Consider the following 21,758-nt stretch of genomic DNA (forward strand, 5'->3'; position numbering starts at 1 on the left):
CCTCAAGGTTGCCCGGGAGCCCCGGGAGCCTTGAGGAAGCCGCCCTCCTCGCGTCGCCCTACGTCACATCACTTCTTCCTGCCGCGCTTCTCGCGCACCCGCACCGAGATATGGATCGGCGTCCCATCGAAGCCGAACTCCTCGCGCAGCCGCCGCTCGATGAACCGCCGGTAGCCGGCCTCGATGAAGCCCGAGGCGAAGAGCACGAACCGCGGCGGCTTGGTGCCCGCCTGCGTGCCGAAGAGGATGCGCGGCTGCTTGCCGCCCCGGATCGGGTGCGGGTGGGCGGCGACCAGCTCGCCGAGGAAGGCGTTGAGGCGGCCCGTCGGTACACGGGTCTCCCAGCCGGCCAGGGCCGTCTCGATCGCCGGGACCAGCTTCTCCATGTGCCGCCCGGTGTGTGCCGAGACGTTGACCCGGGGCGCCCACGCGACCTGGCCGAACTCGGTCTCGATCTCCCGCTCCAGGTAGTAGCGGCGCTCCTCGTCGAGGGTGTCCCACTTGTTGTAGGCGATGACGATCGCGCGGCCCGCCTCCACCGCCATGGTCACGATGCGCTGGTCCTGGACCGAGATGGACTCCGAGGCGTCGATCAGGATGACCGCGACCTCGGCCTTCTCCACGGCCGCGGCCGTGCGCAGCGAGGCGTAGTAGTCGGCGCCCTGCTGGAGGTGGACGCGCTTGCGGATGCCCGCCGTGTCGACGAACTTCCAGGTGACGCCGCCGAGTTCGATCATCTCGTCGACCGGGTCGCGGGTGGTGCCCGCCAGTTCGTTGACGACGACGCGCTCCTCGCCCGCCACCTTGTTCAGCAGCGAGGACTTGCCGACGTTCGGGCGGCCGATGAGTGCGATACGGCGCGGGCCGCCGAGCCCGGTGCCGAACGTCTGCGAGGGCGCCTCGGGCAGGGCCTCCAGGACGGCGTCCAGCATGTCGCCGGTGCCGCGGCCGTGCAGCGCGGAGACGGGGTGGGGCTCGCCGAGGCCGAGGGACCACAGGTAGGCCGCGTCGGCCTCGCCGCTCGGGCCGTCGACCTTGTTGGCGCACAGCACGACGGGCTTGCCGGCCTTGCGGAGCAGTCGTACGACGGCCTCGTCGGTGTCGGTCGCGCCCACCTTGGCGTCGACGACGAACACGACCGCGTCGGCGGCCTCGATCGCGTACTCCGCCTGGGCGGCGACGGAGGCGTCGATACCGAGGACGTCCTGCTCCCAGCCGCCGGTGTCGACGACCTTGAAGCGGCGGCCCGACCACTCGGCCTCGTAGGTGACGCGGTCGCGGGTGACGCCCGGCTTGTCCTCGACGACCGCTTCGCGGCGGCCGATGATGCGGTTCACGAGCGTCGACTTGCCGACGTTCGGGCGGCCGACGACGGCGAGGACGGGCAGCGGGCCGTGCCCGGCCGCCTCGATGGCGCCCTCGACGTCCTCGAGGTCGAAGCCCTCTTCCGCGGCGAGCTCCATGAACTCCGCGTACTCGGCGTCGCCAAGTTCTCCGTGCTCGTGCTCGCCCGAGCCGTCGGAGGGGATGTGGTCGTTCATGAAGTCGGTACCTCGTTCATCGTGGTGATCGGTGGAACGGCCCGGGTTTCGGGTGATCCACTACTCAAGTGTGGTTCAGCGGCCGGTGAGCCGCCTCGCGTTTTCCAGATGCGTGGAGAGCTGCTTCTGGATGCGCTCGGTCGCCTCGTCGAGTGCCTTGCGCGTACGCCGCCCGCTGCCGTCGCCCGCCTCGAACGGGTCGCCGAAGACGACGTCGACGCGGCTGCGCAGCGGAGGCAGCCCCTTTATCAACCGCCCGCGCTTCTCGGAACTTCCCAGCACCGCGACCGGCACGATCGGGGCGCCGCCGCGGACCGCGAAGTACGCGAGCCCGGCACGCAGGGAGGCGAAGTCGCCCTCGCCGCGGGAGCCCTCGGGGAAGATGCCGAGGACGCCGCCCCTCTCCAGGACGCCGAGCGCCTGGGTGATGGCCGTACGGTCGGCGGTCGAACGGTCCACCTTCAGCTGGCCGACGGCGCGCATGAAGGGGTCGAGCGGGCCGACGAACGCCTCCTTCTTGACCAGGAAGTGCGACGGCCGGGGCGCCACACCGATGACCATCGGGCCGTCGATGTTGTGCGAGTGGTTGACGGCGAGGATCACCGGGCCGCTCGCGGGCACCTTCCAGGCGCCGAGCACGCGCGGCTTCCACAGCCCGTACATCAGGCCGACGCCGATCCGGCGTCCGACCTCGGCTCCGCGCTCAGAAGGTGCGTCGGTCACTTTCCGGCCCGCTTCTCCTCGACGAGGGTGACGACGCACTCGATGACCTGCTGGAGCGTGAGGTCGGAGGTGTCCACCTCGACGGCGTCGTCCGCCTTCGCGAGCGGCGACGTCTTGCGGCTGGAGTCGGCGGCGTCGCGCTTGAGCAGGGCCTCGCGGGTGGCGTTGACGTCGGTGCCCTTGAGCTCACCGTTGCGGCGGGCGGCGCGGGCCTCGGCGGAGGCGGTGAGGAAGACCTTCAGGTCGGCGTCCGGCAGCACGGTGGTGCCGATGTCGCGGCCCTCGACGACGATGCCGTTCTCCGCGCCGGCCGCGATCGAGCGCTGGAGCTCGGTGATCCGGGCGCGCACCTCGGGCACCGCGCTGACCACGCTGACCTTGGAGGTGACCTCCTGCGTGCGGATCGGACCGGCGACGTCCGTCCCGTCCACGGTGATGCTCGGCGCGGACGGATCGGTCCCGGAGACGATCTCCGCCTTCCCGGCCACGGCGGCGATCGCCGAAGGGTCCTCTATGTCGATCCCGTTGTGCACCATCCACCAGGTGATCGCCCGGTACTGTGCGCCGGTGTCCAGGTAACTCAGCCCGAGCTGCGCGGCGACCGCCTTCGAGGTGCTCGACTTGCCCGTGCCGGAGGGGCCGTCGATGGCGACAATCACTGCGGCGCGTTCCACTGTGGGGGCACCTTTCCTGGTCCGGGGTGGTGGGCTGGGGCGGAAGACGCCCCGGACAAGGGTACTGGGTGCGCGTCGCCCGTCTGGCCGTACCCGGCGCCCACGCCCCGGCCCCACTGCCAGAGGTCGCTTGCGCACCCGGACTACTGCCGAATCGCCCAGCCCCGCTCCCGCAACGCCGCCACCAGCACCGGCACCGCCCTCGGCTCCACCATCAGCTGCACCAGGCCGGCCTGCTGCCCGGTCGCGTGCTCGATGCGTACGTCCTCGATGTTGACCCCGGCCATGCCCGCGTCGGCGAAGATGCGGGCCAGCTGGCCGGGCTGGTCGTCGATCAGTACCGCCACGACCTCGTAGACCCGCGGAGCGGTCCCGTGCTTGCCGGGCACCCTGATCTGGCCGGCGTTGCCCCGGCGCAGGACGTCCTCGATGCCGGTGGTGCCCTCGCGGCGCTTGGCCTCGTCGGAGGACTGCAGGGCGCGCAGCGCGCGGACCGTCTCGTCGAGGTCAGAGGCGAACTCGCCGAGCAGGTCGGCGACGGGTCCGGGGTTCGCGGAGAGGATGTCGATCCACATGCGGGGGTCGGAGGCCGCGATGCGGGTCACGTCACGCATGCCCCCGCCGGAGAGCCGTACCGCCGACTCCTCGGCGTGCTCCAGGCGCGCGGCGACCATGCTCGACACCAGTTGCGGCATGTGGGAGACCAGGGCGACCGCGCGGTCGTGGGCGTCGGCGTCCATGACGACGGGCACGGCACGGCAGTGCGACACCAGCTCCAGGGCGAGGTTCAGGACCTCGGTGTCGGTGTCCCGGGTGGGTGTGAGCACCCAGGGGCGGCCCTCGAAGAGGTCGCCGGTGGCCGCCAGGGGGCCCGACTTCTCGCGGCCCGACATGGGGTGCGTGCCGATGTACGCGCCGAGGTCGAGGCCGAGGGCCTCCAGCTCGCGGCGCGGACCGCCCTTGACGGAGGCCACGTCGAGGTAGCCGCGGGCGAGACCGCGCCCCATGGCGTCGGCCAGGATCGCGGCGACGTGCGCGGGCGGTGCGGCCACGATCGCGAGGTCGACCGGCCCGTCGGGCGCCTCGTCGGTGCCCGCGCCGAGCGCGGCGGCCGTGCGGGCCTGCTCCGGATCGCGGTCGGTGAGGTGGACGGTCACCCCGCGCTGGGCGAGCGCGAGGGCCGCCGAGGTGCCGATCAGTCCGGTCCCGATGACGAGGGCGGTTCTCACTGGGCGATGTCCTTGCGGAGTGCGGCCGCGGCACCGAGGTAGACGTGCGCGATCTCCGCGCGCGGCCGGTCGGACTCGATGTGCGCGAGGACCCGTACGACCCGGGGCATGGCGCCCTCGATGTCCAGCTCCTGCGCGCAGATCAGAGGTACGTCGACGATGCCGAGCTTGCGGGCGGCGGCCGCCGGGAAGTCGCTGTGCAGGTCGGGCGTCGCCGTGAACCAGATGCTGATCAGGTCGTCCGCGGTGAGCCCGTTCCGCTTCAGGATGGCGGTGAGCAGCTCGCTGACCTGCTCGTCCATGTGCCCGGCCTCGTCCCGCTCCAGTTGGACGGCGCCCCGGACAGCTCGTACCGGCACGGCTGTGCTCCTCGCTGATGTACGTACACGACTCGTCACACCAGCGTAGTCAGCCCGGAACGCACCGGTGCGCGGCGCCCGCCTGCCGAGATACCCGAGACGGCCGAGACGGCCGAGACGCCCCCCAGACCATGACAATGTCACGCGAACGTCACTGTCCCGCCACTTGGGATGAACTACGCCCGCGCGCCCCTGGACGCCGCCCCCGCGCGTCCGCTTGCATGGTGGAGGCCGTCCGCGCCACGCCTCGGGGGAGGCACCTATGAAGCGCTCCGGACCTCTTCTCACCCTTCTCGCGGGACTCCTGCTGGCCCTGTTCATGCTGTCGCTCAACGCGACGACAGGGACGCGCCTCACGTCCTCGTCCGGTGGCGAGCCGCCGGACACGAAGGCGTCACAGAGCCCGACGCCCTCACTCACGCCCACGCCCACGCCCACGCCCACGCCCACGCCCACGCCCACCAAGGCCACCCCACCGCCCAACGCCGACTACGCGGGCCGTACCGACGACGACTCCTCGGCCGTCGCCGTGTCACTGCGCGACGGGAAGGCCGTCGCGTACTTCTGCGACGGCCGCGACAAGGAGTCGTGGCTGAAGGGCGACGTCGAGGACGACGGCTCGATGAAGCTGACGGGCGGGAACGGCGGTGTGCTGAACGGCACGCTGAAGGACACGCGCATCCGCGGCACGGTCGACATCGGCGGCCAGGAGTACGGCTTCACCGCGGACAAGGCGGTCAAGCCGTCGGGCCTGTACCGGGCGACGGAGACCGTGCGCGGTGCGAAGGTCGACGGCGGCTGGATCGTGCTGCGGGACGGCCGCCAGGTCGGCATCCTCAAGCGCGACGGCAAGCCCTCGGCGGCGCCCAGGATCGACCCCGGGACCGGCGCCGTGGCCATCGACGGCGTGCGGCTCACGGCCCGCCCGGTGACCCCCTGAGCGGTCCGCTCAGCAGCACCCGTCACCGACTCCATGCGTAACGACCTCCACCGCGACCCCCGTCACGCCATCCGTCCCCGGACCCGACCCAGGGAGCCGAGCATGACCGTCGACCCGAACGCCGCCACCCAGGGCTTCCCGTCCCCGCGGCCCGCCCACGGCCGCCCGAGCGCCGCGCGCTACCTCGTCCCGGCCCTGGTCGCGGGCGCGGTCGCCGTCGGTCTCGGCGTCTACGGCAAGGCGCACGACCCGCAGGGCACGGCCTTCAACCTGGCCGGGTTCAGCAGCACGGGCGCGGTGAAGTCATGGCTGGCGACGACCTCGTTCGGCTTCGCGCTCGTGCAGTTCGTGTCGGCGCTCATGGTGTACGGCAGACTGCCGGGCCCGAGCTGGGCGGGTGTGCTGCACCGCTGGTCGGGGCGGGTGGCGTTCCTGGTGGCGGTGCCGGTCGCGGTGCACTGTCTGTACGCGTTGGGCTTCCAGACGTACGAACCGCGCGTTTTGTGGCACTCTCTCCTGGGTTGTTTCTTCTTCGGTGCTTTCAGTGCCAAGATGCTGCTGCTCCGTTCGGAGCGACTGCCGGGCTGGCTGCTGCCGCTCGTCGGCGGCCTCGTCCTCGCCGCCCTCACGGCGGTCTGGCTGACCTCCGCCCTCTGGTTCTTCCGCACGTTCGGGGTGACGACATGACGATGGGTTCCACGCGGCGCACGGTCCTGGCGACGGGTGCGACGACCGCGGCGGCCGCGGCGGTACTGCTCGCGGGATGCAGCCAGTACGGCGACAACGGCGGCGACAGCACCGACTCCCCCACCGGGAACTCCCCGACGACGGCCGGCGGGGGGACGGGCGAGGAGCTGGCGAAGACCGACGACATCCCGGTCGGCGGCGGAAAGATCTTCAACGACCGGAAGATCGTGGTCACCCAGCCCGAGCAGGGCGACTTCAAGGCCTTCTCGGCGGTCTGCACCCACCAGGGCTGCATCGTCGCGAGCGTCTCGGACAAGACGATCAACTGCGCCTGCCACGGGAGCAGGTTCAGCGTCACGGACGGCGCGGTGGAGCGCGGCCCGGCGACGCGGCCGCTGCCCGCCGAGCAGATCACGGTGAAGGGAAATTCGATTCGCCAGGCGTGATCCACCCCGTACGCTCCCGGGCATGCAGCCCGAGGCCCTGGTCCGCGACCACACGATCTACGCCTGTGTCATGGGCTCGCGCGCCTTCGGCCTCGCCACGGACGACAGCGACACCGACCGCAGGGGCGTCTTCCTCGCCCCCAGCGCCCTGTACTGGCGCTTCGAGAAGCCGCCCACGCACGTGGAGGGCCCGGCCGAGGAGCAGTTCAGCTGGGAACTGGAGCGCTTCTGCTCACTCGCGCTGCGCGCCAACCCGAACATCCTGGAATGCCTGCACTCCCCGCTGGTGGAGCACGTCGACGACACGGGCCGCGAACTGCTGTCCCTGCGCGGCGCGTTCCTGTCCCGCCGGGTCCACGAGACGTTCGCGCGCTACGCACTCGGCCAGCGCAGGAAGCTGGAGGCCGACGTACGCAACCACGGCGCCCCGCGCTGGAAGCACGCGATGCACCTGCTGCGGCTCCTGACGAGCTGCCGTGACGTCCTGCGCACGGGCGAACTCACCGTCGACGTGGGCGACCTGCGCGAGCCGCTCCTCGCGGTCAAGCGGGGCGAGGTGCCCTGGGCCCAGGTGGAGTCCCGGATGACCCGGCTGGCGGCGGAGGCGGACGAGGCGGCGGCCCGCTCCCCGCTCCCGCCGGAGCCCGACCTGGCCCGTGTCGAGGACTTCCTCGTACGGACCCGCCGCGCCTCAGCCCTAGCCGTCGGCGAGCCCTTCGGCACCCGTCAGCCGGACCCGTACGACGAAGTCGTGCAGGGCGTCGTACGCGGCGGGAGCCTCGGGCAGCACTGACAGGGCCTGGGCCTCGTCCAGCGCGCCGTGCAGCCGCTCCACGTCGCTCTCCACGCGCGCGGGGTCGACGTCGGCCGCCCCGTGCTCCTGCTCGGCCTTGGCGGCGACGAGGTCCGGCAGGTACGCGGGCGCCTCGACCTCCTTGACGAGCGTGGGCAGATGGGCCTGGAGCTCGGCGCTGCGCATCAGATGGATCCCGGTGAGCAGCACGCGGAACGTGTAGAGCAGCGGCTTGAGTTCGCCGGTCTTCTGGAAGAGCCGCCACTGGGTGACGGCGAAGCCCCGGTAGTGGTGGGCGTGGTGGCGGGTGAGGACGCCGGGGGCCAGGGAGGCCAGCTCGCGGTGGGCGTCGGTGGTGTGCACGACCAGCGGGGAGAGCAGCTGCTCCAGCACATAGCCGTTGCGGCGCAGCATCAGCCGGGCGAACTTGCGCAGGTCGTGCGTGACGAGGTCCATCTCGACGCCGTCCCGCTCCCACATCCTGGAGCGGGTCTCCTCCGGCTCGCGCAGCCCGACGAGTTGGGCCGTCGGCAGCAGGTGGACGCCCCTGAGGTCGACGTCCGAGTCGCGCGAGGGGAAGCCGTACAGGTGCGCTCCTGAAACGGTCGCGAACAGCAGGGGATCGGGCTGTTCGGCCACCACGGGCGCGAGGTCGAGGTCGAGAGTCGCCAGGGTCTCCATCACCCCTCAAGCGTCCCAGAGGGCTCCCAGCGACACGAGGTCGCCCTGGTACTCGATGCGGTCGGCCCATTCCGTCGGCCAGGCCGCCGGGCCGAGGTACGCGCCCGCGAAGGCGCCGGTGAGGCAGGCGACGGAGTCCGAGTCGCCCGAGGTGCAGGCGGCGCGGCGCAGGGCCGTGACGGGTTCGTCGACGAAGAGCAGGAAGCACAGCAGGCCGGTGGCGAGCGCCTCCTCGGCGATCCAGCCCTCGCCCGTGGCCAGGCAGGGGTCGGTCTCGGGCGACGGGTGGCGCAGGGCCTGCTGGAGGCGGTCGAGGGCGTCCAGGCACTCGTCCCAGCCGCGGGAGATGAACTCCTCCGGCGAGGAGTCCTGGCTGTAGCGCCAGAGGTCGCCGAGCCAGCGCGCGTGGTAGTGGCCGCGGTTCTCGTACGCGTACGACCTCAACAGACCGACCAGGCCCAGCGGTTCGGCGCCCTGGGCGAGGAGTCGTACGGCGTGCGCGGTGAGGTCGGCGGCGGCGAGTGCCGTGGGGTGTCCGTGGGTGAGGGCGGCCTGCAACTGGGCGGCGCCCGCGCGCTGTTCGTCGCTCACGCGGGGAATGAGCCCGAGGGGCGCGACCCGCATGTTGGCCCCGCAGCCCTTGGAGTGGATCTGGCTGGCGTCCTGCCAGGGGCGGCGTTCCTTCGCCAGGAGGTCGCAGGCGACCAGGCAGGTGCGGCCGGGGGCACGGTTGTTCTCCGGTGAGCGGGACCAGGCGACGTACTCGGCGCGGGCGGCCCGCTCCAGGGTCTCGGGGCCGAGCGACCCGCGGTCCATGGCCGAGCGCAGCGCCCGCCCCAGTGCCAGCGTCATCTGGGTGTCGTCCGTGACAACCGCGGGCTTCGGGAGGTCCATCCGCCGCCAGTCCCCGAACGTGGCGAGGATCGAGGGGACGTCGTTGAACTCGGTCGGGAAGCCGAGCGCGTCACCGAGGGCCAGACCGATCAGGGATCCGGTGGCGGCGCGCTTCGCGAGCAGGGTCATGGCCATCAGGGCCGTCCTTCGGGTGTGGGTCGCAACAGGGGCGGGTGCAGGGTGGTGGCCTCGCCCGGGCGGTAGAGCGCGGCGGGCTTGCCACGGCCTCCGGTGAGGCGCGCGGCGCCGGGGACCGGCTCGACGAAGCCCGGCGTGGCCAGCACCTTGCGCCGGAAGTTGGGCCGGTCGAGAGAGGTGCCCCACACGGTCTCGTAGACCTGCTGCAACTCGCCGAGTGTGAACTCGGGCGGGCAGAAGGCGGTGGCGAGAGAGCTGTACTCCAGCTTGGCGCCGACGCGTTCGTGGGCGTCGGCGAGGATCCGGTCGTGGTCGAAGGCGAGCGGCCCCGCGGTGTCGTACGGCAGCCACCGGGCCTGTGCCGCGTCGCCGCCGCCGTGCGGTTCGGGCGGGTGCGGCAGCAGCGCGGCGAACGCGACGGTGACGACCCGCATCCTCGGGTCGCGGTCCGGTTCGCTGTACGTCCTCAGCTGCTCCAGGTGGAGTTCGGAGACGTCCTCCAGGCCGGTCTCCTCGGCGAGTTCGCGGCGGGCGGCCGTCTCCGCGGACTCGTCGGGCAGCACGAACCCTCCGGGCAGCGCCCAGTGGCCCGCGTACGGCTCCTGCCCCCGCTCGACGAGCAGCACCTGGAGCGCGCCGTCCCGGACAGTGAGGACGGCCAGGTCGACGGTGACGGCGAAGGGCTCGTAGGCGTACTTGTCGTAGCCCTCGGGCCTGTTGCCGTTCGACGCGTGGTCGACGGATGCGGTCATGGTCCACCTACCCCCTCTTGGACGGTCACCCTTAATGGTCACTGTGACCAATAGTCATAACGACTATAAAGATGCCCGAGGGTGCCGACAACCCGTCGGCGGCAAAGAAACTCGACGGCCGGGCAAAGAACTGCGGGGCGAGGAAGGGGCGGGGAAGGGCCGGGCAACGGGACACGACGAAGCGGCCGGCCCGTAATGTTTCGGGCCGGCCGCTTCGAAAGGCCTGCGAAGTGGTGCGGGTGGATCTACAGGTCGACCTCGCGCATCAGCATGCCCACCTCGGTGTTGGACAGCCGGCGCAGCCACCCCGACTTCTGGTCGCCGAGGGTGATCGGGCCGAAAGCGGTGCGCACCAGCTTGTCGACCGGGAAGCCGGCCTCGGCGAGCATGCGGCGCACGATGTGCTTGCGGCCCTCGTGCAGCGTGACCTCCACGAGGTAGTTCTTGCCGGTCTGCTCGACGACCCGGAAGTGGTCCGCGCGCGCGTACCCGTCCTCCAGCTGGATGCCGTCCTTCAGGCGCTTGCCCAGGTCGCGCGGGATCGGGCCGACGATGTGCGCCAGGTACGTCTTCTTCACGCCGTACCGGGGGTGGGTCAGCCGGTTGGCCAGCTCGCCGTGGTTGGTGAGCAGGATGACGCCCTCGGTCTCGGCGTCGAGACGACCGACGTGGAAGAGCCGGGTCTCACGGTTGGTGACGTAGTCACCGAGGCACTGCCGCCCCTCCGGGTCCTCCATCGACGAGACGACGCCGACGGGCTTGTTGAGCGAGAAGAACTGGTACGACTGCGTGGCCACGGTGAGCCCGTCGACCTTGATCTCGTCCTTCTCGGGGTCGACCCGCAACCCCTGCTCGAGAACGATCTCGCCGTTGACCTCGACCCGCGCCTGCTCGATCAGCTCCTCGCAGGAACGCCGTGAACCGTAACCGGCCCGCGCGAGCACCTTCTGCAGCCGCTCGCCCTCCTGCTCGGCGCCCGGGAAGGTCTTGGGCAGCTTGATGTCCTTCTTGCCCGCGTAGCGCTCGCGGTTGCGCTCCTCGGCGCGCACCTCGTACTCGCGGGAGCGCGCGGGGGCCGTACGGCCGCGTCCGCCGCCCTGCCCCTGCCCCTGTCCCTGCCCCTGGCCCTGGCCCTGGCCCTGCTGGGGCTTCCTGGGCCCGCCCTTGGCGCCGCCGCGCGCGGAGCCGCCACGCCCCGACTTGGGGCCGTCCTGGGTGGCGCCGGGGCCGACGTCGTAGCGGCGCTCCTCGGGGCGGGGCTTGCTGGGGCGGCCCTGACCCTGGCCCTGCCCCTGCTTCTGGTCCCTGTTGTTGCCGGCACCGCGGTGGTTACCGCGCCCGCCGCTCTTACCGCTACCGCTGCTTCGCATCAAAGTTCCGTCGTCGTCGTGTTCGGCATGTTCGTCATGGGCCCGTCGTCCGCGTCCGGGGCGTCCGGATCGAACGACGGTACGGCTTCCTGGGTCTCGGCCTCGATCGCCTCCGCCTCCGGGAGGAAGGGCGCGAGCTCCGGGAGCTCGTCCAGACCGCGCAGGCCCATCCGCTCCAGGAAGTAGTTCGTCGTCCTGTACAGGATCGCACCTGTCTCGGGTTCCGTGCCCGCCTCCTCGGTCAGCCCGCGCTGGAGGAGGGTGCGCATGACCCCGTCACAGTTCACGCCGCGCACGGCCGAGACCCGGGAACGGCTGACCGGCTGCCGGTACGCGACCACGGCCAGCGTCTCCAGGGCTGCCTGCGTGAGCCGGGCCTGCTGCCCGTCGAGCACGAACCGCTCGACGGCGGGCGCGTACTCGCCCCGCGTGTAGAACCGCCACCCGCCGGCGACGTACCGCAGCTCGAATCCCCGCCCCTGCACGGTGTACTCGTCGGCCAGCTCCCGCAACGCCTTCGCGATCTGCCGCCGGGGCCGCTCGACGATCTTCGCCAGGTGCTCCTCGGTAGCGGGCTCGTCCACGACCATGAGGACGGCCTCAAGGGCGGGCTTGAGCTCGAGACCGGCAACGGACCGCAGACCGCTCGGCGCCTCGATGATCTCCTCACTCACGCCTTCTTCTCCTCCTCCTTGGGCAGCTCGGGCGGCCGGTCGAACTCGTCGGTGACCATGGGCCGGTCCTCACCCTCCCCACCGGTCCACCGCACGAGCAACTCCCCGAGGGCGGCCTCCTGCTCCAGCGCCACGGCCTTCTCGCGGTACAGCTCCAGCAGCGCCAGGAACCGGGCCACGACGGTCAGCGTGTCATCCGTGTCCTCGACGAGCACCCGGAAGCTCGTCTCCCCGAGCTCCCTGAGTCGCGCCACGACGATCCCCGCCTGCTCCTGGACGCTCACCAGGGGCGCGTGGATGTGGTCGACGTACACTTGCGGCTTCGGCTTCGGCTGCATCGCCTTCACGGCGAGCTTCGCGAACCCCTCGGCGCCGATGCTGATCACGACCTCGGGCAGCAGCTCCGCGTGGTGCGGTTCGAGACCGACGGTACGGGGATAGCGCCGGGCCTCGTCATCCAGGCGGCCGCTGAAGATGTCGGCGATCTGTTTGTACGCGCGGTACTGCAACAGCCGCGCGAACAGCAGGTCCCGCGCCTCCAGCAACGCGAGATCGGCCTCGTCCTCCACCTCGGCGGACGGCAGCAGCCGCGCGGCCTTGAGATCGAGCAGCGTGGCGGCCACGACGAGGAACTCGGTCGTCTGGTCCAGATCCCAGTCCGGCCCCATGGCCCGGATGTGCGCCATGAACTCGTCGGTCACCTTCGACAGCGCCACCTCGGTGACATCCATCTTGTGCTTCGAGATCAGCTGGAGCAGAAGATCGAATGGCCCTTCGAAGTTGGCGAGCCGAACCTTGAACACACCGTCGCTGGTCTGACCGGCTTCACTGGCTTCAACGGGTGCACCGGCTTCAACGGGTGCACTGGCCTCAGCGGGTTCACCGGTCGCACCGGTGCTTTCGGCGTCCGGTCCGGGGCGAGCGTCCGGGACGGGCGCGTCCGCTTGGGGCCGGGCGGGCACCTCGTCGGGTTCCGCCTGAGGGCCGACCACCTCGGCCTCAGGGAGAGGCGCCGCTCCTTCGGGCTCGGCGCGAGGGCCGACCCCTTCGGGCTCCGGGCTCGGCTGGGACTGCTCGGGTTCGCCCGGAGGCGCTGCCTGGGGATCCGCCGAAGAACCGTCCTCAGCCGGAGACTCACTGCCCGCCGCAGGCGACGAAGGGGGCGGGGACCCAGCCCCGGGCCCTCGGCCCAGCGCACGCCGACGACCGGCAGAACCGCCGGAGGCTGACGCAGGGGACGAGGTCATAGCCGTCGCAGGCTACCGCGTACCGCCCACAAAGCCGACAACCGGCCGACAACCGGCGGACGATCCGCGGCCTACCGCCCTCGCAAGCGCCGCACGAGGATGCTCGCATCCCCCCGGGACTCGAGGTCGGCCAGCACCACGGCCACCGCCTCCCGCACGATCCGCCCCCGGTCGACCGCCAGCCCGTGCTCCCCTCGCAGCACCAGCCGCGCGTGCTCGAGGTCCATGAGCTCCTCGGCGGACACGTACACGGTGATCTTCTCGTCGTGCCGCTCACGCCCGCTCGGCCGCCGCCCGGCAGCACGCCCCCGGCGGCGGGACGCGGCAGAACCTTCCTGCGCCGACTGCCCCGGCTGCCCGGGCTGCGCCTGCTGCGCGGACGCGGACTGCGTGGACTGCCGCCGTCGCGCGGCCCCCGGGACGGGTCCGTCCTTGTCCGCCTCCGCGGCAGCCGCCCGGCTGCGGGACTCCCCCGCGCCGGCGGCCTCCGCGTCCGCGGCCACGTGCTCGGCGCCCTCGCCGTCACCGCCCTGCGCGGGCACCGACGGCGGCGCGTCCTCCGCGGCGGCGGGATCACTCTCCCCCGCCGGCGCCGGCACCCTGGCCTCGCCGTTGGCCTGGCGCCGGGGAGTGGACGATTGAAGCGCCATCCCCCCTGTCGTACGGAACAGTTCGTCGGCCCCCGGCAGACTCACTCGGCGTGACACCGGGCGAGCACCTCCCTGGCGAGCTGGCGGTAGGCGGCGGCACCGACGGAGTTGGATGCGTACGTGGTGATCGGCTCACCGGCGACCGTGGTCTCCGGGAAGCGGACCGTGCGCCCGATGACCGTGTGGTAGACGTGGTCGTCGAACGCCTCGACGACCCGCGCGAGCACCTCACGGCTGTGCACGGTGCGCGAGTCGTACATCGTGGCGAGGATCCCGTCGAGCTCCAGCTCCGGGTTGAGCCGCTCCTGGACCTTCTCGATGGTCTCGGTCAGCAGCGCCACACCACGGAGGGCGAAGAACTCGCATTCCAGCGGCACGATCACCTTGTGGGCGGCCGTCAACGCGTTCACCGTGAGCAGACCCAGCGAGGGCTGACAGTCGATCACGATGTAGTCGTAGTCGGCCATGAGCGGCTTGAGGGCGCGCTGCAGCGTCGACTCGCGCGCCACCTCGCTCACCAGCTGGACCTCGGCCGCCGACAGGTCGATGTTGCTCGGCAGCAGGTCCATGTTGGGGACCGCGGTCTTGAGGAGGACCTCGTCGGCCGCCATGCCCCGCTCCATGAGCAGGTTGTAGACGGTGAGGTCGAGCTCCATCGGATTCACGCCGAGCCCGACCGAGAGCGCCCCCTGCGGGTCGAAGTCGACCAGCAGGACGCGCCGTCCGTACTCCGCGAGCGCGGCGCCCAGGTTGATGGTCGACGTCGTCTTGCCGACGCCGCCCTTCTGGTTGCACATCGCGATGATCTTCGCGGGGCCGTGGTCGGTGAGCGGGCCCGGGATCGGGAAGTACGGCAGCGGGCGCCCTGTCGGGCCGATGCGCTCACGGCGCTGTCGGGCCGCGTCGGGCGCGAGCGTGGCCGCGTACTCCGGATCTGGCTCGTACTCGGCATCGGGGTCGTAGAAGTGCCCCTCGGGCAGTTCGTCGTAGTCGGCGAAGTGGTTGCGGATCTCGCCACTTCCGTCGCCGGCCATGGCGTTCACGTGATGGCCATCCATGCTCATGGGTGCTGTCTGAGTCCCCTGCGGACTCTGGTGGGCTGCGAAGGTGCGCACAGCTACGGAGCCGACAGCCTGAAGCCCCGCGGGCCGCTGGCCCTGCGCCGGCATTCCTGGTTGACCACCCCCGGGAGTAAATGTCGACTCATTCACAAGTCGTCTTACCTCCTTGGTGACCAGGAAACTTCTAGATAGGTCAGCGTGGCACCATGCCGACGGTTGGCGACTCTATGGCGTGTCGGCGGTTCGCAGCAACACAATCCGCCGGACCCGGCCCGATGTGTCGGCAATGAAACATCCCTCTGTCAAGGGCGTACGGCCGTCGCACGGCAGGTTTCACCGTTGCGCGAATCGGTTGAAGGGTTACGTTCGAGGCGAGTTGACCTCGGGTTGCGGGGTGAACATACACACTCCCGGCCGGACCTCATCAGGCAAGGTCCGGCCGGGAGTGTGCTGTTGACGACCTGTGTTGACGTATCGCCTTTTGCCGTCGCCAAGTCGACTCTCCGCGAGCAGGGCCGGGCGACGGGCCTAGCCGAGCAGCGACTCCAGTTCGACGTGCTCCAGGCCGTGCGCCTGGGCGACCTCGCGGTAAACGACCTTGCCGTCATGGGTGTTGAGCCCCTTCGCCAGCGCGGAATCACGGCGCAGCGCCTCGACCCAGCCGCGGTCGGCGAGCTCCACGATGTACGGCAGCGTGGCGTTGGTGAGCGCGTAGGTGGAGGTGTTGGGCACCGCGCCCGGCATGTTGGCGACGCAGTAGAAGACCGATTCGTGGACCTTGAAGGCCGGCTCGGCGTGGGTCGTGGGACGCGAGTCCTCGAAGCAGCCGCCCTGATCGATCGCGATGTCGACAAGGACACTTCCCGGCTTCATCCGCGAGACGAGCTCGTTGGTGACCAGCTTGGGGGCCTTGGCGCCCGGGATCAGGACGGCGCCGATGACGAGGTCGGCCTCCAGGCAGGCCTTCTCCAGCTCGAAGGCGTTGGAGACGACGGTCTGGATCTTCGTGCCGAAGACCTTGTCCGCCTCCCTGAGCTTGTTGATGTCCTTGTCGAGCAGGGTCACGTGGAAGCCCATGCCGATGGCGATCTGCGCGGCGTTCCAGCCCGACACGCCGCCACCGATGACGACGGCCCGGCCGGCCGGCACTCCGGGGACGCCGCCGGGCAGCACGCCGCGGCCGCCGCCCGCGCGCATCAGGTGGTAGGCGCCGACCTGCGGGGCCAGGCGGCCCGCGACCTCGGACATGGGGGCGAGCAGCGGCAGCGCGTGGCTGGGCAGTTCGACGGTCTCGTACGCGATGGCGGTCGTCCCCGACTCGAGCAGGGCGTCCGTGCACTCCTTGGAGGCGGCAAGGTGCAGGTAGGTGAAGAGCGTCTGGTCCTTGCGGAGGCGGTGGTACTCCTCGGCGACGGGCTCCTTGACCTTGAGCAGCAGGTCCGCGGTGGCCCACACCTCGTCGGCGGTCGGAAGGATCTCGGCGCCGGCGAGGACGTACTCGTCGTCGGTGATCGAGGAGCCGACTCCGGCGCTGCGCTCGACGACGACCTGATGGCCGTGGCGCACCAGCTCGTGCACGCCGGCGGGGGTGATGGCCACCCGGAACTCGTTGTTCTTGACCTCGCGGGGGATGCCGACCTTCACGTCGATCACGGTCCTTGACTCGAAGGGTTGGGGCTCACCGGACACGGGCGACGTGCGCTCAGGCAATGCACGACATACCCGTACGCATCGGAGCGCACCGGGATACACCGCGGGGAACCGGCGGCGGACCCAGTCTAATGAAGGCTTCCCTGCTGTCTAGCCTTTCAAAGCATCAATCTTCAGCCGATCCGCTACGGATTTCGTAGGTGTTAGCCCCTCGTTCCGCCTCGGTCTCGTCGGCGGCGCCGGAATCTCCCTCGTGGATGTGCTCCTGGATGTGCTCCTGGATGTGGTCGTGGATGTGGTGGAGGTCCTGGAGTTCGCCGAGTTCGTCTCCCAGCATGCTCTCGGCCGCCTCACGGTGCAGCCGTGCCGCCGCCGGGTCCCCGAGCCTCTCCAGCGTGTCGGCGAGCCGGACGTGCAGCGCGGCCTGCAGCCGCGCGTCCTCGGCGCGGCGCGCCCATTCCAGCGCCTCCTGGCAGATGGCCAGCGACTCCTCGAACCGCCCCGCGTACTCCTGGACACGCCCCATCTCGCTCAACGCCCTCGCCTGGCCGGCCACGTCACCGAGCCGGCGGTAGCCGGTGAGGGCCGAGCGCCAGTTGCGCAGGGCCTCGCCGTAGCGGCCCGCGCAGGTGTGGGTGCCGGCGATGCGGCCGTAGAGCCGGGCCGCGTCGGCGCGTTCGTCGCGGGCGAGCCGCTGGGCGAGCGCCCTGCCGTACCAGTCGGCGGCGCGCTCGTAATCCCCGAGCTCCTGGTGGGCACCCCCTACGGATTCCATCGCGCGGCCGGTGGCGTACGGGTCGCCCGCCTCGCGCCCTGCGTCCAGCGCGGCCCGGTAGCGGGCGAGCGCCTCGTTGGTACGGCCGGTCCGGGCGTCCAGGTCGGCGAGGTTCAGCAGGGCGGCTGCCTTCTCCCGGGGCAGCTTCCGCCGCTCGGCGACGTCGAGGACGAGCCGGTGGATGCCGTACAGCTCGGGGGCCGCGGCCTGGGTGCCGAAGTGGGCGACCATCGTGCGGACCAGCTGGGACATCAGGCGCCGGGCAAGTGTGTCCAGCTCCCCGTCGGCGACCGCGAGCCGGGCCGCCGCCAGCAGCGCGGGCCGGCGGATGCGCAGCCAGTCCTCGGCGGCCCGGGGGGTGGGGAAACGCAGGGCACGGGGCATGTCCTGGAGCTTCTCGCGGGACTGGGCACTGTCGGTCTCGGTGATGGCGCGGCACGACTGCAGGAGACGTACGGTCCGCTCCAGCATCCGGGCACGGGCCAGCTGCAGTTCGGCCGGACGGTCATGGGCCTCGGCGAGTGCGCTCAGCAGGGGTTGCAGACAGCCGGGCACCTCGTACTGCGGCAGGGGCGAGTCGACCGCGTGGAGGAAGCCGAGCGAAACGAAGTCGTCCAGCGTGGTGCGGGCGGCGCCGATCGAGCAGCCGGCCAGCGCGGACGCGGTGTGCGGGTCGACGAGGCCCGCCGGGGCCAGCGAGAGCAGTCGCAGTATCCGGGCGGCGGGGGTGAGCAGGGCGCTGTAGGCGAGCCGGAAGACGCGGGTCAGCGGCGGGCCCTCGTCGCCCGCGGCGTTCAGATGCCTGGCCAGGTCGGCGACGGCGGCCCTGGGGCGGGAGGCGAGCCAGCCGCCGGCGAGCATCAGCGCGGCCGGCTGGCCGGAGCACTCCAGGACCAGTTCCTCGGCGGCACGCGGGTCGACGGTGATGCGCACGGAGCCGGTGAAGCGTTCGAGCAGCTCGACCGCGGACTTGGTGTCCAGACCGCCCAGGGTGCACGGGCGGACGTCGGAGATACCGGTCAGCGGCCCGCCGGAGACCGCGACGACCAGGCACTCGGGGGTGTCCGGGAGCAGCGCGTCGACCTGCTCGGCGTCGGACGCGTCGTCCAGCAGGAGCAGCATCCGCCGGTGGGCGAGGGCGTCTCGGAGCGCCGCGCTGAGGTCGTCCTCGGCGGCTCCGGGAGGACTGGGCAGATCGAGCGCCGCCAGCAGTTCGCGGGCCGCGCGCTCGGTCGGTACGCGCGTGCCGTCGGGCTCCGTGAGCCGCGCGCGGAGCACGCCGTCGGGGTAACTCTCGGCGACCTGCCGTACGAGTTCCTCGGCGAGCGCGGTGCGGCCGTAGCCGGGGCGGCCGGCGATGAGGAGCACCCGCGCGCGGGGCGCCTTCCGGCCGGAGAGCGTGTCGAGACCGGCGCGCTCGATGTCGGCGCGCAGTTCCTTCAACTCCCGCTCACGGCCGAGGAACTGACTGGCCGTGGGAACATCCTCGGGGACCTCCGCAGCCTCCGCGGCCAAGGGCTGCTCGGCTGCGGACACCTCGGTGCTCTCCGTGTCGACCGCCTGATCCGTCACGGGTCACGCTCCCGTCCCACTGCACACGCAAGGCCCGCCGGGACTCCGGCGCGGGCGTGCTGCAGAGCCTAGTTCACTCTCTGCGACGTTCCCGGCGGAGCACGACGGAGGAGTCCCCCGATCGGATCAGGCGATCGTAGGACAGGGGCACGCGCCCCGTAAGGGGCGCGGGGCTGTATCGACATGCGGCTCCGCCGCGTCCGCGACCAGCCACAACGGACCGACAGCCGAAGAACCGCCGAACCCGCGGAGCGTCACGCCTCGAACGGCCGAGCAGGCCAAGGCGCCTCAGCGGGCCGCAAAGCGTCCAACCCGTCGCCACTCCGCGCCGCGACCAGCGAAAGGACGCCCACGACCAGGCAGTTGTTGTGCAGCTCGCCGGCCAGGACACCCCGTACGAGCTCGTCGGCGGGCACACGGGCCAGCTCCATGTCGGCCTCCTCGTCCTCGACCTCGAAGCGCCGGCCCTCGGCCTCGGAGAGGTCACGGGCGAGGAAGATCCGGACGGCTTCGTCGCAGCCGCCGGGCGTGGTGTAGACGTCGGTGAGGACGCGCCAGTCCTCGGCCTTGACGTGGGCCTCCTCGTACAGCTCGCGCTGGGCGGCGTGCAGCGGGTTCTCGCCGGGGACGTCGAGGAGCCCGGCGGGGATCTCCCAGAGCTTCTGGCGCACGGGGTGGCGGTACTGACGGATGACCAGGACACGATCCTGGTCGTCGAGTGCCAGCACGGCGACGGAGCCGGGGTGGACCTGGTAGTCGCGGCGGACGACCGACCCGCCGGGCATGACCACGTCGTCGGTGCGCACGGAGGTCTTGTTGCCGACGAAGGGCGTGTCGCTCGCCCGGACCTCCCACTCCTCGGCGGTGTCCTTGATGGTCATGTCGACATGTCCTCCCACACGTGCGAAGAAGCCGGGGTGCACGTCCCTCGGGACACGCACCCCGGCCACCGTACAGCTCTCGTGCCGCCGGGTCTTACTGACCCGTCTTGCGCTCCACGGCCGCCTTGACGAGCCCGGCGAACAGCGGGTGCGGCCGTGTCGGGCGCGAGCGCAGCTCGGGGTGCGCCTGGGTGGCGACCAGGTAGGGGTGGGCGTCCCTGGGGTACTCCACGTACTCGACGAGCTTGCCGTCCGGCGAGGTGCCCGAGAACAGCAGGCCGGCCTTCTTCTCCAGCTCGGCGCGGTAGGAGTTGTTCACCTCGTAGCGGTGGCGGTGCCGCTCCTCGACGTACTCCTTGCCGCCGTAGACCTCGCGCACGATCGAGCCCTCGGCCAGCTTCGCCGGATACATGCCCAGGCGCATCGTCCCGCCCATGTCGCCCTCGCCGGCGACGATGTCGAGCTGCTCGGCCATGGTGGAGATGACCGGGTGGGCGGTGGCGGAGTCGAACTCGGTGGAGTTGGCGTCCGGGATGTCGGCCAGGTTGCGGGCGGCCTCGATCACGATGCACTGCAGGCCGAGGCAGAGACCGAGGAGGGGGATCTGGTTCTCGCGGGCGTACTGGATGGCGCCGACCTTGCCCGACACGCCGCGGTCGCCGAAGCCGCCGGGGATGCAGATGGCGTCCACGTCGGCGAGCTGCTCGGCCGCCCCGGCCGGGGTCTTGCAGTCGTCCGAGGTCACCCACTTGATCTTCACGCGGGCCTTGTTGGCGAAGCCGCCCGCGCGCAGGGCCTCGGTGACGGACAGGTAGGCGTCGGGCAGGTCGATGTACTTGCCGACCAGCGCCAGGTTGATCTCGTGCGCCGGGTTGTGGACGCGGTCGAGCAGGTCGTCCCAGGTCGTCCAGTCCACGTCGCGGAAGGGCAGGTCCAGCTTGCGGACGACGTAGGCGTCGAGGCCCTCGCCGTGCACGGTCTTCGGGATGTCGTAGATCGAGCGGGCGTCGGGGCAGGCGACCACGGCGGCCTCGTCGACGTCGCACATCAGCGAGATCTTGCGCTTGATCGCGGTGGGCACATCGCGGTCGCAGCGCAGCACGATCGCGTCCGGCTGGATACCGATGTTCCGCAGAGCCGCAACCGAGTGCTGGGTCGGCTTCGTCTTCAGCTCTCCCGAGGGGCCGATGTACGGCAGGAGCGAGATATGCACCACAAAGACGTTGTCACGGCCGACCTCGTGACGGACCTGGCGGACGGTCTCCAGGAACGGCAGCGACTCGATGTCGCCGACCGTGCCGCCGACCTCGGTGATCACCACGTCCACCTCGCCGGTGGCCATGCGCCGGATGCGGTGCTTGATCTCGTTGGTGATGTGCGGGATGACCTGCACGGTGTCACCCAGGTACTCGCCGCGCCGCTCCTTGGCGATGACCGTCGAGTACACCTGACCGGTGGTGACGTTGGCGGAGCCGTCCAGGTCACGGTCGAGGAAGCGCTCGTAGTGACCGATGTCCAGGTCGGTCTCGGCACCGTCGTTCGTGACGAACACCTCACCGTGCTGGAACGGGTTCATGGTGCCCGGGTCGACGTTCAGGTACGGGTCCAGCTTCTGCATCACGACGCGCAGGCCCCGCGCCTTGAGCAGCATGCCGAGGCTGGAGGCCGTCAGCCCCTTGCCGAGCGAGGACGCGACACCCCCGGTGACGAAGATGTGCTTGGTCGTCGAAGATTTGGGCGGCATGGCCAAGAGGGGGCTCCCGTGGTCGCGGTATGGAGTGCGGGGCGGCTGTGGGCCCGGAGATCTCCGGGGTGCCGTCGCTGCGGTTCGGGGGACCCTTGTTCTGTCCGGGGCGCCCACCGGTCCACGGGCTACCAGCGTATCAGCGACCGAAGGCGATGACTTCCGGCCACGCTCCGCACACGGATCGCCACACAGACCACCTGACGTCACTCGACGTCACCTCTTGCTCACTCGTTCGGGTCACCCGCGTTGTCGGGAGCGGCACGCGGAGACCGGG

21 protein-coding genes are annotated in these 21,758 nt (G+C 71.2%); 4 read left to right on the forward strand and 17 right to left on the reverse strand.

What is annotated here, in order from left to right; genetic code table 11:
• Positions 1–68: 68 nt before the first annotated feature.
• The 5 genes from der to aroH all read right to left on the reverse strand — a co-directional run bounded on the left by der (position 69) and on the right by aroH (position 4,526).
• Complete coding sequence (der, locus tag AB0959_RS48640) at positions 69–1,541, reverse strand: ribosome biogenesis GTPase Der (protein WP_366833398.1); 1,473 nt, start codon at positions 1,539–1,541, stop codon at positions 69–71.
• Between the two features lie 75 nt (positions 1,542–1,616).
• Positions 1,617–2,264 (reverse strand): lysophospholipid acyltransferase family protein, encoded by a 648-nt coding sequence (locus AB0959_RS48645; RefSeq protein ID WP_366833399.1) that lies wholly within the window; start codon positions 2,262–2,264, stop codon positions 1,617–1,619.
• Entirely contained in the window at positions 2,261–2,938 is a 678-nt protein-coding gene (cmk, locus tag AB0959_RS48650; RefSeq protein WP_366833400.1) for a (d)CMP kinase, read from the reverse strand. The genes AB0959_RS48645 and cmk overlap by 4 nt, the downstream gene beginning before the upstream one ends.
• Positions 2,939–3,081: 143 nt before the next feature.
• The gene (locus tag AB0959_RS48655; RefSeq protein WP_366833402.1) at positions 3,082–4,167 is read right to left on the reverse strand and encodes a prephenate dehydrogenase; all 1,086 of its coding nucleotides are present in this window, start codon (positions 4,165–4,167) and stop codon (positions 3,082–3,084) included.
• Positions 4,164–4,526: a chorismate mutase gene (gene aroH / locus AB0959_RS48660; RefSeq protein WP_366833403.1), complete on the reverse strand. Its 363-nt coding sequence runs from the start codon at positions 4,524–4,526 to the stop codon at positions 4,164–4,166. The genes AB0959_RS48655 and aroH overlap by 4 nt, the downstream gene beginning before the upstream one ends.
• 262 nt (positions 4,527–4,788) lie before the next feature.
• Between aroH and AB0959_RS48665 the strand changes: the two genes are divergently transcribed.
• The 4 genes from AB0959_RS48665 (at position 4,789) to AB0959_RS48680 (ending at position 7,392) form a co-directional block, all read left to right on the forward strand.
• Entirely contained in the window at positions 4,789–5,466 is a 678-nt protein-coding gene (locus tag AB0959_RS48665; RefSeq protein WP_366833404.1) for a hypothetical protein, read from the forward strand.
• Positions 5,467–5,568: 102 nt separating this feature from the next.
• Positions 5,569–6,153 (forward strand): DUF6529 family protein, encoded by a 585-nt coding sequence (locus tag AB0959_RS48670; protein WP_366833405.1) that lies wholly within the window; start codon positions 5,569–5,571, stop codon positions 6,151–6,153.
• Positions 6,150–6,599, forward strand: coding sequence for a Rieske (2Fe-2S) protein (locus AB0959_RS48675; RefSeq protein WP_366833406.1), 450 nt, complete (start codon positions 6,150–6,152; stop codon positions 6,597–6,599). The genes AB0959_RS48670 and AB0959_RS48675 overlap by 4 nt, the downstream gene beginning before the upstream one ends.
• 22 nt (positions 6,600–6,621) lie before the next feature.
• Positions 6,622–7,392 carry a nucleotidyltransferase domain-containing protein gene (locus tag AB0959_RS48680; protein WP_366833407.1) on the forward strand — a complete coding sequence of 257 codons (771 nt, stop codon included), beginning with the start codon at positions 6,622–6,624 and terminating at the stop codon, positions 7,390–7,392.
• Here the strand turns inward: AB0959_RS48680 and AB0959_RS48685 are convergent.
• The 12 genes from AB0959_RS48685 to AB0959_RS48740 form a co-directional block, all read right to left on the reverse strand.
• A complete protein-coding gene (locus AB0959_RS48685) occupies positions 7,297–8,073 on the reverse strand; it encodes a nucleotidyltransferase domain-containing protein (protein ID WP_366833438.1) in 777 nt (258 codons plus the stop codon). The genes AB0959_RS48680 and AB0959_RS48685 overlap by 96 nt on opposite strands.
• 6 nt (positions 8,074–8,079) lie before the next feature.
• Positions 8,080–9,102: an ADP-ribosylglycohydrolase family protein gene (locus AB0959_RS48690; RefSeq protein WP_366833408.1), complete on the reverse strand. Its 1,023-nt coding sequence runs from the start codon at positions 9,100–9,102 to the stop codon at positions 8,080–8,082.
• Complete coding sequence (locus AB0959_RS48695) at positions 9,102–9,857, reverse strand: NUDIX domain-containing protein (RefSeq protein ID WP_366833410.1); 756 nt, start codon at positions 9,855–9,857, stop codon at positions 9,102–9,104. The genes AB0959_RS48690 and AB0959_RS48695 overlap by 1 nt, the downstream gene beginning before the upstream one ends.
• 245 nt (positions 9,858–10,102) lie before the next feature.
• On the reverse strand, positions 10,103–11,227 hold the full coding sequence (locus tag AB0959_RS48700; RefSeq protein WP_366833411.1) for a pseudouridine synthase: 1,125 nt from the start codon (positions 11,225–11,227) through the stop codon (positions 10,103–10,105).
• Positions 11,227–11,901 (reverse strand): SMC-Scp complex subunit ScpB, encoded by a 675-nt coding sequence (gene scpB, locus AB0959_RS48705; protein ID WP_366833412.1) that lies wholly within the window; start codon positions 11,899–11,901, stop codon positions 11,227–11,229. The genes AB0959_RS48700 and scpB overlap by 1 nt, the downstream gene beginning before the upstream one ends.
• Positions 11,898–13,148: a segregation/condensation protein A gene (locus AB0959_RS48710; RefSeq protein WP_366833413.1), complete on the reverse strand. Its 1,251-nt coding sequence runs from the start codon at positions 13,146–13,148 to the stop codon at positions 11,898–11,900. Before AB0959_RS48710 ends, scpB begins: the two co-directional genes overlap by 4 nt.
• 71 nt (positions 13,149–13,219) lie before the next feature.
• On the reverse strand, positions 13,220–13,855 hold the full coding sequence (locus AB0959_RS48715; RefSeq protein ID WP_366833414.1) for a hypothetical protein: 636 nt from the start codon (positions 13,853–13,855) through the stop codon (positions 13,220–13,222).
• Entirely contained in the window at positions 13,840–14,967 is a 1,128-nt protein-coding gene (locus tag AB0959_RS48720; protein WP_366833415.1) for a ParA family protein, read from the reverse strand. The genes AB0959_RS48715 and AB0959_RS48720 overlap by 16 nt, the downstream gene beginning before the upstream one ends.
• Before the next feature lie 420 nt (positions 14,968–15,387).
• Entirely contained in the window at positions 15,388–16,512 is a 1,125-nt protein-coding gene (gene ald / locus AB0959_RS48725; RefSeq protein ID WP_366833416.1) for an alanine dehydrogenase, read from the reverse strand.
• A 163-nt stretch (positions 16,513–16,675) separates the two neighbouring features.
• Positions 16,676–18,799, reverse strand: coding sequence for a tetratricopeptide repeat protein (locus tag AB0959_RS48730; protein WP_366833439.1), 2,124 nt, complete (start codon positions 18,797–18,799; stop codon positions 16,676–16,678).
• Positions 18,800–19,110: 311 nt separating this feature from the next.
• Positions 19,111–19,737 carry an NUDIX hydrolase gene (locus tag AB0959_RS48735; protein WP_366833417.1) on the reverse strand — a complete coding sequence of 209 codons (627 nt, stop codon included), beginning with the start codon at positions 19,735–19,737 and terminating at the stop codon, positions 19,111–19,113.
• Positions 19,738–19,831: 94 nt separating this feature from the next.
• The gene (locus AB0959_RS48740) at positions 19,832–21,481 is read right to left on the reverse strand and encodes a CTP synthase (RefSeq protein WP_366833418.1); all 1,650 of its coding nucleotides are present in this window, start codon (positions 21,479–21,481) and stop codon (positions 19,832–19,834) included.
• Positions 21,482–21,758 lie beyond the last annotated feature (277 nt).

Origin of the sequence: Streptomyces sp. NPDC046862 (assembly GCF_040704615.1) — a bacterium.
In the GTDB taxonomy this organism is placed as follows: domain Bacteria; phylum Actinomycetota; class Actinomycetes; order Streptomycetales; family Streptomycetaceae; genus Streptomyces.

Excerpts from the sequence above, each read along its gene's own strand:
- AB0959_RS48700 (WP_366833411.1), bottom strand. The coding sequence starts at position 11,227 with ATGCGAAGCAGCGGTAGCGGTAAGAGCGGCGGGCGCGGTAACCACCGC.
- AB0959_RS48740 (WP_366833418.1), bottom strand. The coding sequence starts at position 21,481 with ATGCCGCCCAAATCTTCGACGACCAAGCACATCTTCGTCACCGGGGGT.
- AB0959_RS48675 (WP_366833406.1), top strand. The coding sequence starts at position 6,150 with ATGACGATGGGTTCCACGCGGCGCACGGTCCTGGCGACGGGTGCGACG.
- AB0959_RS48695 (WP_366833410.1), bottom strand. The coding sequence starts at position 9,857 with ATGACCGCATCCGTCGACCACGCGTCGAACGGCAACAGGCCCGAGGGC.
- AB0959_RS48685 (WP_366833438.1), bottom strand. The coding sequence starts at position 8,073 with ATGGAGACCCTGGCGACTCTCGACCTCGACCTCGCGCCCGTGGTGGCC.
- AB0959_RS48665 (WP_366833404.1), top strand. The coding sequence starts at position 4,789 with ATGAAGCGCTCCGGACCTCTTCTCACCCTTCTCGCGGGACTCCTGCTG.
- AB0959_RS48710 (WP_366833413.1), bottom strand. The coding sequence starts at position 13,148 with ATGACCTCGTCCCCTGCGTCAGCCTCCGGCGGTTCTGCCGGTCGTCGG.
- AB0959_RS48735 (WP_366833417.1), bottom strand. The coding sequence starts at position 19,737 with ATGACCATCAAGGACACCGCCGAGGAGTGGGAGGTCCGGGCGAGCGAC.
- AB0959_RS48720 (WP_366833415.1), bottom strand. The coding sequence starts at position 14,967 with ATGCCGGCGCAGGGCCAGCGGCCCGCGGGGCTTCAGGCTGTCGGCTCC.
- AB0959_RS48680 (WP_366833407.1), top strand. The coding sequence starts at position 6,622 with ATGCAGCCCGAGGCCCTGGTCCGCGACCACACGATCTACGCCTGTGTC.
- AB0959_RS48690 (WP_366833408.1), bottom strand. The coding sequence starts at position 9,102 with ATGGCCATGACCCTGCTCGCGAAGCGCGCCGCCACCGGATCCCTGATC.
- AB0959_RS48670 (WP_366833405.1), top strand. The coding sequence starts at position 5,569 with ATGACCGTCGACCCGAACGCCGCCACCCAGGGCTTCCCGTCCCCGCGG.
- der (WP_366833398.1), bottom strand. The coding sequence starts at position 1,541 with ATGAACGACCACATCCCCTCCGACGGCTCGGGCGAGCACGAGCACGGA.